The organism is Stutzerimonas sp. C6.4V, assembly GCF_058536345.1.
Window position 1 is genome coordinate 21,024 of record NZ_JBZUBM010000002.1, and the last position, 15,666, is coordinate 36,689.

The 15,666-nt window shown below is 62.0% G+C and carries 14 protein-coding genes; 8 read left to right on the top strand and 6 right to left on the bottom strand.

Annotated features, from left to right (window positions below):
- Position 1 precedes the first annotated feature (1 nt).
- Genes dapF through AC4LFW_RS15945 form a run of 4 tightly spaced genes read left to right on the top strand, consistent with a single transcriptional unit; the run spans position 2 to position 3,166 of the window.
- A complete protein-coding gene (gene dapF / locus AC4LFW_RS15930) occupies positions 2 to 832 on the top strand; it encodes a diaminopimelate epimerase (RefSeq protein ID WP_491820305.1) in 831 nt (276 codons plus the stop codon).
- Positions 829 to 1,524 (top strand): DUF484 family protein, encoded by a 696-nt coding sequence (locus AC4LFW_RS15935; protein ID WP_491820307.1) that lies wholly within the window; start codon positions 829 to 831, stop codon positions 1,522 to 1,524. The genes dapF and AC4LFW_RS15935 overlap by 4 nt, the downstream gene beginning before the upstream one ends.
- A 50-nt stretch (positions 1,525 to 1,574) precedes the next feature.
- On the top strand, positions 1,575 to 2,474 hold the full coding sequence (gene xerC, locus AC4LFW_RS15940) for a tyrosine recombinase XerC (protein ID WP_491822144.1): 900 nt from the start codon (positions 1,575 to 1,577) through the stop codon (positions 2,472 to 2,474).
- Positions 2,471 to 3,166: an HAD family hydrolase gene (locus AC4LFW_RS15945; protein ID WP_491820308.1), complete on the top strand. Its 696-nt coding sequence runs from the start codon at positions 2,471 to 2,473 to the stop codon at positions 3,164 to 3,166. Before xerC ends, AC4LFW_RS15945 begins: the two co-directional genes overlap by 4 nt.
- A 111-nt stretch (positions 3,167 to 3,277) precedes the next feature.
- Here AC4LFW_RS15945 and sutA read toward each other — a convergent pair whose 3' ends face one another.
- The 5 genes from sutA to glnK form a co-directional block, all read right to left on the bottom strand.
- Positions 3,278 to 3,613: a dormancy-specific transcriptional regulator SutA gene (gene sutA, locus AC4LFW_RS15950; RefSeq protein ID WP_491820310.1), complete on the bottom strand. Its 336-nt coding sequence runs from the start codon at positions 3,611 to 3,613 to the stop codon at positions 3,278 to 3,280.
- Positions 3,614 to 3,687: 74 nt separating this feature from the next.
- Positions 3,688 to 4,113, bottom strand: a complete 426-nt coding sequence (locus tag AC4LFW_RS15955; RefSeq protein ID WP_491820311.1) for a secondary thiamine-phosphate synthase enzyme YjbQ — start codon at positions 4,111 to 4,113, stop codon at positions 3,688 to 3,690.
- 97 nt (positions 4,114 to 4,210) lie between these two features.
- Positions 4,211 to 5,464, bottom strand: coding sequence for an ammonium transporter (locus AC4LFW_RS15960; protein ID WP_491820312.1), 1,254 nt, complete (start codon positions 5,462 to 5,464; stop codon positions 4,211 to 4,213).
- A gap of 79 nt (positions 5,465 to 5,543) precedes the next feature.
- Complete coding sequence (locus tag AC4LFW_RS15965; protein WP_491820313.1) at positions 5,544 to 6,860, bottom strand: ammonium transporter; 1,317 nt, start codon at positions 6,858 to 6,860, stop codon at positions 5,544 to 5,546.
- Positions 6,861 to 6,983: 123 nt separating this feature from the next.
- Positions 6,984 to 7,322: a P-II family nitrogen regulator gene (gene glnK, locus AC4LFW_RS15970; protein ID WP_003096476.1), complete on the bottom strand. Its 339-nt coding sequence runs from the start codon at positions 7,320 to 7,322 to the stop codon at positions 6,984 to 6,986.
- Between the two features lie 395 nt (positions 7,323 to 7,717).
- Between glnK and AC4LFW_RS15975 the strand changes: the two genes are divergently transcribed.
- The 3 genes from AC4LFW_RS15975 to AC4LFW_RS15985 all read left to right on the top strand — a co-directional run bounded on the left by AC4LFW_RS15975 (position 7,718) and on the right by AC4LFW_RS15985 (position 11,707).
- Positions 7,718 to 7,981 carry an accessory factor UbiK family protein gene (locus AC4LFW_RS15975; protein WP_491820315.1) on the top strand — a complete coding sequence of 88 codons (264 nt, stop codon included), beginning with the start codon at positions 7,718 to 7,720 and terminating at the stop codon, positions 7,979 to 7,981.
- A gap of 31 nt (positions 7,982 to 8,012) precedes the next feature.
- The gene (locus tag AC4LFW_RS15980) at positions 8,013 to 9,512 is read left to right on the top strand and encodes a YifB family Mg chelatase-like AAA ATPase (RefSeq protein ID WP_491820316.1); all 1,500 of its coding nucleotides are present in this window, start codon (positions 8,013 to 8,015) and stop codon (positions 9,510 to 9,512) included.
- A gap of 224 nt (positions 9,513 to 9,736) precedes the next feature.
- Positions 9,737 to 11,707 (top strand): BCCT family transporter, encoded by a 1,971-nt coding sequence (locus AC4LFW_RS15985; RefSeq protein WP_491820318.1) that lies wholly within the window; start codon positions 9,737 to 9,739, stop codon positions 11,705 to 11,707.
- 33 nt (positions 11,708 to 11,740) lie between these two features.
- Here AC4LFW_RS15985 and AC4LFW_RS15990 read toward each other — a convergent pair whose 3' ends face one another.
- A complete protein-coding gene (locus tag AC4LFW_RS15990; protein WP_491822146.1) occupies positions 11,741 to 13,381 on the bottom strand; it encodes a putative bifunctional diguanylate cyclase/phosphodiesterase in 1,641 nt (546 codons plus the stop codon).
- 265 nt (positions 13,382 to 13,646) lie between these two features.
- On the opposite strand from AC4LFW_RS15990, the gene rep reads away from it, so the two are divergent.
- Positions 13,647 to 15,656, top strand: coding sequence for a DNA helicase Rep (gene rep / locus AC4LFW_RS15995; RefSeq protein WP_491820319.1), 2,010 nt, complete (start codon positions 13,647 to 13,649; stop codon positions 15,654 to 15,656).
- Positions 15,657 to 15,666: the final 10 nt, after the last annotated feature.

Below are 15,666 nucleotides of genomic sequence, written 5' to 3' on the forward strand. Positions count from 1 at the left end.
GATGCTTTTGCGTTTTACCAAGATGCACGGCCTGGGCAACGATTTCATGGTCATCGACCTGATCAGCCAGCACGCGCATATCCAGCCCAAGCACGCCAAGCAGTGGGGTGACCGGCATACGGGCGTGGGCTTTGATCAGCTGTTGCTGGTCGAACCACCGCATAACCCGGACGTGGACTTCCGCTATCGCATCTTCAACTCCGATGGTTCGGAAGTGGAGCAATGCGGTAACGGCGCCCGCTGCTTTGCGCGCTTCGTGCTGGACAAGCGGCTGACCATGAAGCGTCAGATCCGCGTCGAGACCAAGGGCGGCATCATCGAGCTCCATGTCCGGCCTGACGGCCAGATCACTGTGGACATGGGACCGCCTCGTCTGGTGCCGAGCGAAATCCCCTTTCAGGCGGACAGCGAAGCCTTGAGCTACCGGTTGGATGTCGATGGCCAGCAGCTTGAGATCGCGGCAGTGTCCATGGGCAATCCCCATGCGGTGCTCCGCGTGGCGGACATCGATACTGCTCCGGTTCATCAGCTCGGGCCGAAGATTGAGCATCACCCGCGCTTTCCACAGCGGGTCAATGCCGGCTTCCTGCAGGTCATCGACCGTCAGCACGCGAAATTGCGCGTCTGGGAGCGCGGTGCCGGTGAAACCCAGGCCTGTGGCACCGGTGCCTGTGCGGCGGCGGTTGCAGCGATTCGCCAGGGCTGGATGGATTCGCCGGTACAGCTCGATCTGCCCGGCGGCCGTTTGTCCATCGAATGGGCAGGTCCCGGACAGCCCGTTATGATGACCGGCCCCGCCGTTCGCGTATTCGAAGGACAGGTTCGCCTATGACCGAGCAAAACCAGGAAAAGCCATCGTTGCCGGATGCAGAAGCCGTCGCAGCCTATTTGCGGGCCCATCCGGAGTTCTTTGTTGACCACGACGAACTGATCCCCGAACTTCGCATACCCCATCTCCCCGGCGGCGCCGTGTCGTTGGTCGAGCGTCAGGTGAAACTGCTGCGCGAGCGCAACATCGAGATGCGTCATCGGCTGGCGCACCTGATGGATGTTGCCCGCGATAATGATCGACTGTTCGACAAGACGCGCCGGCTGGTACTCGACTTGCTGGATGCCAACAGCCTGGAGGAAATCATCAGCGCGGTGGACGAAAGCCTGCGGCACGAATTCCAGGTCCCCTTCGTAAGCCTGATCCTGTTCAGCGAGTCGCCGCTTCCGGTAGGCCGCAGCGTTACCCACGCTGAAGCCCAGCAATCCATCGGTGGATTGCTCGGCAGCGGCAAGACCGTCTGCGGTGTGCTTCGCCCGCACGAGCTGGCCTTTCTCTTCGGCGAGGAAGAAAGCCACGGCATCGGCTCGGCGGCTGTGGTCGCGCTGGACAAGCAACAGGGCATCCTGGCGATCGGCAGCGCGGATCCGCAGCATTACAAGAGTTCGCTGGGCACGCTGTTTCTCGGCTATATCGCCGAAGTACTGACGCGGGTGCTTCCTAGCTATTACACGCCGCTTCGGTCGGTACGCTGAAGCTGGAAGCCAGCGCGGCCTGGACGTGGTGCCGGCTTGAGAGCGTGATGATGCAAACTGATCTGGATGCCTATCTCCAGCACCTGCGCAGCGAGCGGCAGGTGTCACCGCACACGCTGGATGGCTACCGGCGCGATCTCGGCAAGGTCATGGCATTCTGCGAGAAGCAGCAGCTCGATACCTGGTCTTCGCTGAAGAGTGTTCATGTCCGCCAACTGATCGCCGAACAGCATCGCCAGGGTCAATCAGGGCGCAGTCTTGCGCGCCTGTTATCCTCGCTGCGCGGACTGTACCGCTACCTCAATCAGGAAGGCCGTTGCACACACGACCCGGCGGTGGGCATATCGGCCCCCAAGGGTGAACGGCGGCTACCGCGACTGCTCGACACCGATCGGGCCATGCAACTGCTCGATGGCGGGGTTGAAGGCGACTTCATCGGCTATCGTGACCAGGCCATGCTCGAACTGTTCTATTCGTCAGGGTTGCGTCTGGCCGAGCTGGTCGGGCTGAACCTCGACCAGCTGGACCTGCCCGCAGGGCTGGTTCAGGTTCATGGCAAGGGCAACAAGGCGCGGGTGCTGCCCGTCGGCCGCAAGGCGCGTGAAGCCCTCGAAGCCTGGCTGCCACAGCGAGCATTGAGCAATCCGCCAGATGGTGCGGTTTTCGTCAGCCAGCAAGGCCGGCGTCTGGGCTCACGCGCGGTGCAGCTGCGGGTGCGCCAGGCCGGCGTTCGCGAGCTGGGCCAGCACCTGCATCCGCATATGCTCAGGCACAGCTTCGCCAGTCATCTGCTGGAATCATCCCAGGACCTTCGCTCGGTGCAGGAACTGCTCGGCCACGCCGATATCGGTACTACCCAGATTTATACGCACCTGGACTTCCAACATTTGGCCAAGGTCTATGACCAGGCGCACCCTCGCGCCAAACGCAAGCAAGGCAGTGACTCATGACCATTCGACTGATCACCTTCGACCTCGATGACACCTTGTGGGATGTCGGCCCGGTCATTCACAGCGCCGAAAATTGTCTGCGCGATTGGCTCGGGCAGCATGCACCTCGGCTGGGCGGGTTTCCGGTGGAGTCGCTCGCTGCAATCCGCCGCATGCTGGTCGAGTCCGAGCCGGACCTGAAGCACCGCATCAGCGAGCTACGTCGACGCATCCTGTTCCATGCCTTGCATGACGCCGGCTACCCGGAGGGCGACGCCCGAGACCTTGCCAGCCAGGCATTCGAAGTCTTTCTCGAAGCGCGGCATGCCATCGATCTTTTCCCGGACGTGCACCCAACACTGGAGCGCCTGGCCAATCACTACACGCTTGGTGTGCTGACCAACGGGAATGCGGACGTCCGGCGGCTGGGGTTGGCCGACTACTTCCAGTTCACCCTGTGCGCAGAGGACTTGGGCATCGGCAAGCCGGACCCTAGACCGTTCCGGGAGGCGCTTGGGCGAGCGGGAGTAGCCGCCGAGCATGCGGTGCACATTGGCGATCACCCTGACGACGATATCGGTGGTGCGCAGCGCGCCGGCATGCGTGCCGTCTGGTTCAATCCGGGCAGTAAAGCGTGGCAGCAGGAGGCCCAGCCTGACGCCGAGGTTCGCAGCCTGGCAGAGCTCCCCGCCCTGCTCGCAAGGTGGCGATAACAGGTCAACGAACCCGCAGCGCAGATACAACAAAGCCCAACACAGGTGTTGGGCTTTGTTGCGGTCACGCCTTGCGGAGCGAAGCTTAGTGTGATCCCGACCCTTCCGGATCTATATAGGACGGCTTCCGTATTTGCTGTCGGGCTTCTTGGGTGGATCCGCGACCACGTTGGGTTCGACTTCCTGTACACGCCCCCCGCGAGCCAGGAACTCCTCCATTGCTCGAGCCAACTCGTCACGTTCCCTCTGCTTGGCTTCCAGGCTCGGCAGCTCTTCGACTACAACCGCCTTGGCCTTCTTTTTACTGGTGGGCGTCGCACGGTCACTGTCGGTGCTTTCGTCGTCGGCGCTGTTATCGACTTCGCCGTCATCGGCAGCAGCCAGCTCCTCGCCTTCGTCCTCGTCGCTAGTGTCCAGATCGTCTTGTTCTAGTTCTTCGTCACTCATGTTCAACCTCGTACCTTGCCAAAGCGGAAGTTATAGCCCAGCGATGTGCTTTGTTCGCCATCGCCAAAAAAAATTCAACTCGCCATCCCATGCAACGTGGCCAGTACCTGCCTGGCGCCGCCTTGATCCCGGTGCTCACCGAGATAAACACCTTGCCAGGTCCCCAACGCCAGCCGCCCCTCACTGACAGGCAGACTCACCTGGCAGCCCAACAGGCTTGCCTTGAAATGCGCGGGTAGATCGTCCGGCCCTTCATAATCGTGTTCGTAGCCACCCTGCCCCTGCGGTACCAAGCGATTGAAGAATCGCTCGAAATCGCGCCGGACTGCACCATCGGCATTCTCATTGACCGTCAACGACGCCGAGGTATGCCGCAGCCACAGGTGTAACAGACCGGTCTGGCATTGTTGCAGTTCCGGCAGTTGAGCAAGCAGCTCGTCGGTTATCAGATGGAAGCCTCGCGGCCTTGGACGCAGCGTGATCATCGTCTGTAGCCACATGCTTCACGGCTCCTCAACCACGTGAACGGGCGCATTCTAGCGCGGTGCCAAAAAAAACAAAGGGCGCCCTGAGGCGCCCCTGTCGGTAAATGATGAATCAACGCTTGTTGGTGAACTCCGGATAGGCCTCGAGGCCGCATTCGACCACATCGACGCCCTCGTACTCCTCCTCTTCGCTCACGCGCAAACCGATGACAGCCTTGAGAATCCCCCAGACAACCAGACTGGCGATGAATACCCAGGCAAAGATCGAAGCCAGGCCCAACAGCTGAGCGCCAAAGGACGCATCGGCGTTGGTCAGCGGCACCGCCAGCAGTCCCCACATGCCTACGACGCCATGCACCGAAATGGCACCGACCGGGTCATCCAGCTTGAGCTTGTCCAGGCCGAGGATGCTGAACACCACCAGCACGCCACCTACGCCGCCGATCAACACGGACTGCAGCGCGCTCGGGGTCAGCGGCTCGGCAGTGATGGCAACCAGACCAGCCAGTGCACCGTTGAGGACCATGGTCAGGTCGGACTTGCCGAACAGCAGACGCGCCGTTATCAGTGCTGCAACAAGGCCGCCGGCAGCTGCCATATTGGTGTTGGTGAACACCTGGGCGACAGCATTGGCGTCTTCGATGGTGCTCATCTTCAGCTGCGAACCGCCGTTGAAACCGAACCAGCCCATCCACAGGATGAACGCACCCAAGGTCGCCAGCGGCAGGTTGGCGCCGGGGATCGCATTGATCTGGCCGTTCGGACCGTACTTGCCCTTGCGCGGGCCCAGCAGCAACACGCCAGCCAAGGCCGCCGAAGCACCGGCCATGTGCACCAGACCGGAGCCTGCGAAGTCCAGGAAGCCGGCTGCATCAAGGAAACCACCGCCCCATTTCCAGAAACCCTGCACCGGGTAGATGACGCCCGTCATCACCACTGCGAAGGCGATGAAGGCCCAGAGCTTCATCCGCTCGGCCACCGCGCCGGAGACCACCGACATGCAGGTCGCGGCGAACACGACCTGGAAGAAGAAGTCGGCACGGGTCGAGTAGTACGGTGCGTCTTCGCCACCGGCGGCGACTACGTCCACGGCGTTCTCGTCACCGATCAGGAAGCCCAGGCTCGGCAGGATGCCGCCGTCGGGGCTGGAGTACATGATGTAGTAGCCGATCAACAGGTACATGATCGAGGCCACGGCGTAGAGCACGATGTTCTTGGTGAGGATCTCGGCGGTATTCTTCGCCCGGACCAGACCGGCTTCGAGCATGGAAAAACCGGCCGCCATCCACATCACCAGCGCACCGCAGATGAGGAAATAGAAGGTATCGAGTCCGTACTGGACGGGTATCAAAGCTGTGCTATCCATTTTTTATCACCTTTTGCCGAGCGCCGTGGGCGCTGTTCGGTTAAGGCGCCCGGGTTGGCTCCGGGCGCACTCCGTGTGCTTACAGGTTGTAGCCGCGCTCGTTGTGCAGGCTGAGATCCAGGCCGACCGTTTCTTCTTCTTCGCTGACACGTAGCCCCATCACCACATCGATCACCTTGAGGATCACGAAGGTGACGATGGCGGTGTACACGACCGTGAAGAGCACGCCCTTGAACTGGATCCACAGCTGCAGTGCGATGTTTTCCACCTCACCGAAGCCGCCCAGCGCCGGCGCTGCGAACACACCAGTGAGCAACGCACCAACGATGCCGCCGACGCCGTGCACGCCAAAGGCATCGAGCGAGTCGTCGTACCCGAGCTTGCGTTTCAGGCTGGTGGCGCAGAAGAAACAGATAACGCCCGAGGCCAAGCCGATGATCAGGGCGCCCATCGGGCCCACCGTGCCAGCCGCCGGGGTGATGGCTACCAGGCCGGCAACAACACCGGAGGCGATACCCAGGGCGCTGGGTTTGCCGTGGGTCATCCATTCGGCGAACATCCAGCTCAGCGCAGCCGCAGCGGTGGCGATCTGGGTCACCAGCATAGCCATTCCGGCCGTGCCGTTGGCGGCCAGCGAGGAGCCGGCGTTGAAACCGAACCAGCCGATCCAGAGCATCGCGGCGCCGACCAGGGTCAGACCGAGGTTGTGAGGTGCCATCGGCGTGGTCGGGTAGCCCTTGCGCTTGCCGAGCACCAGGCACGCCACCAGCCCGGCAATACCGGCATTGATATGCACCACGGTGCCGCCCGCAAAATCCAGCACGCCCCAGTCCCACATCAGGCCGCCATCGCCACCCCAGACCATGTGTGCAATAGGTGCATAGACCAGCGTGAACCAGACGCCCATGAACACCAGCATCGCGGAGAACTTCATGCGCTCGGCGAACGCACCGACGATCAGCGCTGGTGTGATGATGGCGAAGGTCATCTGGAAGGTGATGAACACACTCTCCGGTACGGTACCGGTGAGGCTGTCAGGCGTCAGGCCGCTGAGAAAGGCACGACCGAGCCCGCCGACGAACGAATTGAGGTTGGTGACGCCTGCTTCCATGCCAGCCGTGTCGAACGCCAGGCTGTAGCCGTAGACCATCCAGAGGATGCTCATGAGGCCGGTGATGGCGAAGCACTGCATCATGACCGACAAGATGTTCTTGGAACGGACCATGCCGCCATAGAACAGCGCCAGGCCTGGAATCGTCATGAGCAGCACCAGCGCAGTGGCCGTGAGCATCCATGCCGTATCGCCGGAATCAAGCGTTGCCTCCTGCGCCATGGCGATGCCGGGGCAAATCAGAGACAAAAGGGCTCCTAGCCCTGCGAATTTTCGCAGAGTCATGGTTTTACTCCTGGGGCGTGGGGGTTCGTAGGCCTGCCAAGCAGGCAATCGCAAATACTCGGTGGCGCGTGGCGAGGCGTAGGGCGTTAATGCCGACTCGTCAGTTCGCTACGCGCCAGGCCGTCAGATTGCGTCGGTATCGGTTTCGCCTGTACGGATGCGAATGGCCTGTTCCAGGTTGACGACGAATATCTTGCCGTCGCCGATCTTGCCGGTGTTGGCTGCCTTGGTGATGGCCTCGATCACACGGTCGAGCTGATCGTCGGCGATGGCCACGTCGATCTTTACCTTCGGCAGGAAATCGACCACGTACTCAGCGCCACGGTACAGCTCGGTATGGCCCTTCTGGCGACCGAAGCCCTTGACCTCGGTAACCGTGATGCCCTGGACGCCAATCTCGGACAGCGACTCGCGCACGTCGTCCAGCTTGAACGGCTTGATGATGGCAGTGACTAGTTTCATGAAAACTTCTCCCGTTTAGGTGGACTTGCCCCAGAAGTACGAACCCGGCTCAAGTCTAAGCGCAGTGTCTGGCTCTTGTAACGCGCCGGCGTCGCCGAGCGAGCATCCGACACCATCAACCGATCCGACGAAACGTCCCGAATCGCCTATGACCCGCAACCTGCAGGTGCTTGCGTCACGAGGAACCAAGCAGAATCGATGCCAATTTTGTCGGATAGCCGGTTTGGCGCGATCCACTGCAGGCCCGCAAGATCATGCGGACTCAAAGCCCTTTGCCTGCGCACCAGTTCAGTGCGCCCTGCTGCGGCGACATGCCCGAAAACGTGCACGGGCGCAAAAATGACGCGCGAACCGGCCGTGCTACACTGCCGGTCGCTCAAAGAAAGGTGATCCCCATGTTCCCACCCAAAGCGTTCCTGGATGCCGTCGGCTCGCAAGCCTCGCGCCTTTTCAACGGTGAAAATCCCCTGCCCCGTGCGGAGATCGAAGCCCAGCTCAAAGGCATCGTGCAGGGAGCTCTGAACAAACTCGATGTGGTCAGCCGTGATGAGTTCGACACCCAGATGGTGGTGCTTGCCCGCACCCGAGCCAGGCTGGAAGCCCTCGAAGCCAAGGTCGCCGAGCTCGAAGAGAAGTTAACGCCCCCCACCTCCGAGTGAACCCGGAGGAAACGATCAAAGGAGTGATCGGATGTCCCTCGCAATTGTTCACAGCCGCGCCCAGCTGGGCGTGGAAGCGCCTGCCGTAACGGTAGAGGCGCATCTGGCCAACGGCCTGCCCTCGCTCGCACTGGTCGGGCTGCCGGAAACCGCGGTCAAGGAAAGCAAGGACCGCGTGCGCAGCGCGATCCTGACTTCCGGCTTCGATTTCCCGGCGCGCCGCATCACCCTCAACCTGGCACCTGCTGATCTGCCCAAGGATGGAGGCCGTTTCGACCTGGCCATCGCTCTCGGCATTCTGGCCGCCAGCGCACAGATACCCGGCGATCGCCTCGACACCTTGGAATGCCTGGGGGAACTGGCCCTGTCCGGCGCACTACGCCCGGTTCAGGGGGTGCTGCCTGCAGCATTGGCAGCACGCCAGGCCGGACGCGCGCTGCTGGTACCTCAAGCCAATGCCGAAGAAGCCAGCCTGGCCTCGGGATTGGTGGTCTACGTCGCTGACCATCTTCTTGAAGTGGCCGCGCACTTCAACGGCGTAACCACCATCGAGCCCTTCAAGGCGCAAGGGCTGCTGCGCCAGGTGCTGCCTTACCCTGACCTTGCGGATGTGCAGGGGCAGGCCGCCGCCAAGCGCGGCCTGCTGGTCGCCGCAGCCGGCGCGCATAATCTGCTCTTTTCGGGCCCTCCCGGGACCGGCAAGACCCTGCTGGCAAGCCGTTTGCCCGGCTTGCTGCCCCCGCTGGACGAGCAGGAGGCGCTGGAAGTGGCCGCGATTCATTCGGTTGCAAGCCAGTCTCCGCTTGAACACTGGCCTCAGCGCCCATTCCGGCAGCCCCATCACAGTGCATCGGGCCCTGCTCTGGTCGGCGGCGGCAGTCGGCCGAGGCCTGGGGAAATCACCCTGGCACATCAGGGCGTGCTGTTTCTCGACGAGCTGCCCGAATTCGACCGCAAGGTGCTGGAGGTTCTGCGCGAGCCGCTGGAGTCCGGCTGCATCGTGATTGCCCGCGCGCGAGACAAGGTCCGCTTCCCGGCGCGTTTTCAGCTGGTCGCGGCAATGAACCCCTGTCCCTGTGGCTACCTTGGCGACCCCAGCGGCCGATGCCGCTGCTCTCCCGATCAGATCCAGCGCTATCGTGGCAAGCTTTCCGGGCCGCTGCTGGATCGCATCGACCTGCATCTGACGGTCGCACGCGAGGCCACTTCCCTGAATGTGCCGCTCGCCAGCACCGATACCACACAGCAGGTGGCCGCACAGGTAGCCGAGGCACGGCAGATTCAGTTGCGCCGCCAAGGCTGCGCCAACGCCTTTCTTGACCTTTCAGGCTTGCGCAGCCACTGCCAATTGCAGCCCGACGATCAGCTTTGGCTGGAGCGCGCCTGCGAACGCCTGGGTCTCTCTCTGCGTGCTGCACACCGGATACTGAAGGTTGCGCGCACGCTGGCCGACCTTCAACAGGGCAAATCCATTGGCCGCGTGCACCTGGCCGAGGCACTGCAATACCGCCCTGGAGGCCAGGCTGGCTGAGCTGGGAGGCTTTCGGACTGCACCGAGAAAGCGCGCCGAAAACGAAGCTACGCGTCTTGGAGAAGCTTAATTTCCGCTGCAACTTGCCTGTTTAGATGGTCCATTCTGTTGAGCAGCCTCGTTGCAATTGGCAATCCACCGGTTGAAAACCGACCAGTATGCTAGATTGCGCCCTCTTCGCCACAGGCGGCCACTCCCTAATTGGTAACTAAAAGGAGCGCAGCATGGAGGCCAACAAGTCTTCTTCTCCCACCCTCAATCCCCCGGTTTTCTACGGCTCAGCCATCCTGATTCTGATGCTGGTGGTTTACAGCGTCGCCGCGCCGGAGCATGCGCAGAGCATGTTCAGCGATGTCCAGGCCTGGATCATCGCCAACGTCAGCTGGCTCTACATTCTTGCTGTCGCGGTCATACTGTTGATGGTCGTGTTGCTGGCGCTCAGCCGTTATGGCGAGATCAAGCTGGGCCCTGACCACAGCGAGCCGGACTACAGCTACCCGACCTGGTTTTCCATGCTGTTCTCCGCGGGCATGGGCATCGGTCTCATGTTCTTTGGCGTCGCCGAACCGGTCATGCACTTCCTCTCGCCGCCGGTTGGCGAAGGTGGCACGGTCGCTGCGGCACGCGAGGCCATGAAAATCACCTTCTTTCACTGGGGCCTGCACGCCTGGGCCATCTACGCCATCGTGGCGATGATCCTGGCCTACTTCAGCTTTCGCCAGGGCCTGCCACTGACGCTGCGCTCGGCGCTGTACCCACTCATCGGCGAGCGCATCCATGGCCCCATCGGCCACGCCGTGGACATCTTCGCCATCATCGGCACCGTCCTGGGCGTTGCAACGTCACTGGGGCTGGGCGTCACTCAAATCAACACCGGGCTCAACCATCTTTATGGCCTGCCTATCTCGGTTCCGGTGCAGATCGCATTGATCGCCGGCACAACCGTGTTGGCCACCATCTCGGTGGTGACGGGCCTGGATAAAGGCGTACGCCGACTGTCGGAACTGAACCTGACGCTGGCCGTCCTGCTGTTGGTGCTGGTACTGGTGACCGGGCCGACCGTGTTTATCCTGCAGACCTTCGTACAAAACACCGGCAATTACTTTTCGCAGATCGTCACTGCAACCTTCAACCTCTACGCCTACGAACCGAACGACTGGATCGGTGGCTGGACGCTGTTCTATTGGGGCTGGTGGCTGGCATGGTCGCCCTTTGTGGGCCTGTTTATCGCGCGCATCTCGCGCGGCCGCACCATCCGCGAATTCGTCACCGGCGTACTGCTGGTCCCGACCGCCTTCACCTTGCTGTGGATGACCGTTTTTGGCGATACCGCGATCCACATGATCCTTTGGGAACATGTCACCAGCCTGGGCGAAGCGATCGAGCGTGACAGCTCGTTGGCGCTGTTCGCATTCCTGGAGCACTTTCCGTTTGCATCCTTGCTGTCACTGATTGCGATCATCATGGTGGTGGTGTTCTTCATCACCTCGGCGGACTCCGGTGCACTCGTCGTGGACATGCTCGCCTCGGGCGGTCAAGGCCAGACGCCTGTATGGCAGCGAGTCTTCTGGGCCGGTTCCATGGGTGCGGTCGCCATCGCCCTGCTGCTTGCCGACGGCCTGACGGCGCTGCAAACCGCGACCATCGCCAGCGCATTACCCTTCACCCTCGTGTTGCTCTGCGCCATGTGGGGCTTACTCAAGGCGTTGCGCGTGGATGCGACCAAGCAGGGTCTGCGCTACCAGACGGTCAGCACCACGCCCACCGCTCCACAGTCCGAAGGTGGCTGGCGGCGCCGCGTACAGAACCTGACCAAGTATCCGCGCCGTCGTGACGTGGAGCGTTTCATCAGCGAAATCGCAGCGCCCGCTTGCGCCGAAGTGGCTGAAGAACTTCGCAAGCAAGGCTACGCCGTGGAGCTTACCGGCGGGGAAGACAACCGCACCGGGTTACAGATCACCCATGAAGGCGCACCCGACTTCATCTACCAGATCCGCCCGCGCGGTTATCCGATGCCGAGTTTCGTCGCAACCGAAGAGGGCGATACCGACGAGGCCACCTACTTCCGTGCCGAGGTTCACCTCAAGGAGGGTGGGCAGAATTACGATGTGATGGGCTGGAGCCGTGATGGGGTAATCGGCGACATCCTGGACCAGTACGAGAAGCACATGCACTTCTTGCACATGGTCCGTTGACCATTGCGCCGGGCCCATGCCCGGCGCTTCGTTTCAGAGACTGGCGTAAGCCGTCCGGCTTTTGTCGAGGAATGGCCGAAGCTCGGCCAACGGCAGCGGTTTGCTGATCAGGTATCCCTGGATCTGATCCGCTCCAAAGCGTCGCAGCTGCCCGAGCTGCGATGCGCCCTCTACTCCTTCTGCCACCACTTCCAGTCCCAGCGTATGGGCCAGGCTGATCATCGCCCGAACCAGCCGGCCATTCTTAGGCCGTGCGGCCATCTGATCGACAAAGCTCTTGTCGATCTTCAACAGACTGATGGGCAGGCGACTGAGGTGCACGAACGACGAGAACCCGGTCCCGAAGTCGTCCAGCGAGAAGCGCACACCGAGCGCCGCCAGTGCGCTCATGGTGCCGCTTACCTGGTCGCTGCGCCGCATCACAGCGGTTTCGGTGAGCTCGAATTCCAGCCAGTGCGGGTCTATGCCGCGCTCCTCGATCAACCGCTGCAGGGTCGCCAGCATCTGGCTGTCCTGGAACTGCCGAAACGAAAGGTTGATCGCCATGTGCAGCTCGCCTGCACCGCTTTCGCGCAGGCTTTGCATGTCGCGCAGCGCCCGCGCGATCACCCAGTACCCCAGCGGCACGATCAGGCCGCTTTCCTCGGCCATGGGGATGAACTCATCCGGCCCCAGCAGGCCACGCTCGGCATGCGGCCAGCGCACCAGGGCCTCCATGCCGACGATGCGCCCGGTGTCGATGCACAGGCGCGGTTGATAATGCAGCTCCAGGTCGTCGCGGCGTAGCGCCCGGCGCAACTCGCCTTCCAGATCGGCGAGATGGCTGGCGCTGCGGTTGACCCGCTCGTTGAAGAGGTACCAGGTACAACCCTGGCTGGCCTTGGCATGGCGCATGGCGACCTGCCCCAGCCAGAGCAGCTGATCCGAATCGGTGTCCGCCTTGGCATGGGCGATACCGAGACTGCAGCCCAGCATCAGGCTTTCGCCATCGATCCAGTAGGGTTCAGCCAGGGCTTCCACCACACGGTCTGCAACAAGCTCGGCGCGACCCGGTCGCCGCTCGGTATCCAGCAACAGTGCGAATTCATCACCGCCGAGTCGAGCCAGGATGTCACCCACCTCAAGCTGTGACCTCAAGCGTGCCACCACCTGCAGGATCAGGCTGTCCCCGGCCTGATGGCCCAGCGCGTCGTTAACGCGACGGAAATTATCCAGATCCAGAAAGCCCAGGGCCAAACCCTCGCCTTCATGTTCGGCCAGGCGCGATGCGAGCAAGGCCTGGAAACCCTGACGGTTGGCGATGCCGGTCAGCGCATCCTGTACCGCCAGGCGCTGCAGCGCCCCCTGCAGGTTGCAGCGTTCGCGGGCATAGCGCAGGCAGCGACGCAACATCTCAGCGCCAACGTTGGGGCCCGGAAGCCAGTCGATCACGCCATCCGGGGTTTCCAGCGGCTCGTCCGCAAGCAACAGCACGGTCGGCCAGGGGAAGTGCGCCGAGGGAGGGCGACAGCCAGGTGTCGCAAGCAGCAGGTTGTGCCCGCTTTCGGAAAGCAGCGCCGTGGCAGCAGACCAATCGTTGGCGATCATCAGCTGATCGCGACTGCGTAGAATCGCCAGCGCAGCCTGCAGTTGTTCGGCCCACTCGGGCTCACTGGCCAGCAGGACCAGACGCATCGGTTGTATAGACGATGTCACAGTGTTTCCCCGGTTCGTACGGAGCAGGAGGTGGCATTGCCACCTCGACGGTTACACCTCCTTGTGTGAAGCGGGGCGGCAAGCTGAGCAGCCTAAAGCGGGCGCCGCGGCGCATAGCCTAGAGCATTGCAGCACATAACCCAGCCTTGCCGGCGACGACCGGTAGTTGCAGCCTGTCGACAGCCTCAATTAGCGGGGCCAGCCCTGCTAAACTCTCGCCCCCGTTTCAACAGACCAAACGACGATGTCCCGACTCAATCCCCGGCAGCAGGAAGCCGTGAACTACGTCGGCGGCCCCATGCTGGTGCTCGCCGGCGCCGGTTCCGGCAAGACCAGCGTGATCACCCGCAAGATCGCCTACCTGATCCAGCAATGCGGCATCCGCGCGCAGTACATCGTCGCGGTGACCTTTACCAACAAGGCCGCCCGCGAGATGAAGGAGCGCGTCAGCAGCCTGCTGCGCGGCGGAGAAGGCCGCGGCCTGACGGTCTCGACCTTCCACAATCTCGGCCTGAACATCATTCGCAAGGAATACGCCAAGTTGGGTTACAAGCCCGGCTTTTCAATCTTCGATGAGGGCGACATCAAGGCGCTGCTGACCGACATCATGCAGAAGGAATACGCCGGCGACGACGGCGTGGACGAGATCAAGGGCTACATCGGCAACTGGAAGAACGACCTGATCACGCCCGAAGAAGCCCTGGCAAACGCGCGCAATCCAAAGGAGCAGACCGCCGCCATCGTCTACACCCACTACCAGCGCACGCTCAAGGCGTACAACGCGGTGGATTTCGACGACCTCATCATGCAGCCGGTCAAGCTGTTCCAGAACCATCCCGATGTGCTGGAGAAATGGCGCAACAAGGTTCGCTACATGCTGGTGGACGAATACCAGGACACCAATGCCAGTCAGTACCTGCTGGTCAAACTGCTGGTGCAGGAGCGGGCGCACTTCACCGTGGTGGGCGACGACGACCAGTCGATCTACGCCTGGCGCGGCGCGCGTCCGGAAAACCTGATGCAGCTGAAGGAGGACTTCCCGTCGCTGAAAGTGGTGATGCTCGAGCAGAACTACCGCTCCACCAGCCGCATCCTCAAATGTGCCAACGTGCTGATCGCCAACAACCCGCACGCTTTCGAAAAGCAGTTGTGGTCCGAAATGGGGCACGGCGACGCCATACGAGTCATCCGTTGTCGGAACGAGGAAGCCGAAGCCGAGCGCGTGGCGATGGAAATCCTCACGCTGCACCTGAAGACCGGGCGGCCCTACAGTGATTTCGCCATCCTCTATCGCGGTAACTATCAAGCCAAGCTGATCGAGCTGAAGCTGCAGCACCACCAGATCCCCTATCGGCTGTCCGGCGGCACCAGCTTTTTTGCCCGCCAGGAAGTGAAGGATCTGATGAGCTACTTCCGCCTGCTGGTCAATCCGGACGATGACAATGCGTTTCTGCGGGTGATCAACGTGCCGCGCCGGGAAATCGGCTCAACCACGCTGGAAAAGCTCGGCAACTACGCCACCGCCCGCAAGATCTCGATGTACACCGCCTGCGACGAAATGGGCCTTGGCGAACACCTCGACAGCCGCTTCACCGATCGCCTATCGCGCTTCAAACGCTACATGGACAACCTGCGCATGCAGTGCGCGCAAAACGACCCGATTGCCGCCCTGCGCAGCATGGTCATGGACATCGACTACGAGACCTGGGTGCGCGGGCAAACCTCCAGCGACAAGGCCGCCGACTTCCGCATGGGCAACGTCTGGTTCCTAATCGATGCGCTGAAGAACACGCTCGAGAAAGGCGAAGAAGGCGAAATGACCATCGAGGAGGCCATCGCCAAACTCGTGCTGCGCGACATGCTCGAACGCCAGCAGGAAGAGGAAGAAGGCGCCGACGGTGTGCAGATGATGACGCTGCATGCGTCCAAGGGACTGGAATTTCCTTACGTCTTCATCCTCGGCATGGAGGAAGAAATCCTCCCCCATCGCTCCAGCATCGAAGCCGACACCATCGAGGAAGAGCGCCGCCTGGCCTATGTCGGCATCACCCGCGCGCGGCAGAACCTCGCGATGACCTTTGCCGCCAAGCGCAAGCAGTACGGCGAGATCATCGAATGCATGCCCAGCCGCTTTCTCGACGAGCTGCCGCAGGAAGACCTGGAGTGGGAAGGCCAGGAAGACGCGCCGATGGAAGTCAAAGCTGCGCGCGGCAACGACGCGCTGGCAGCGATGCGGGCGATGTTGAAGAAATAGCAGCAGCTCG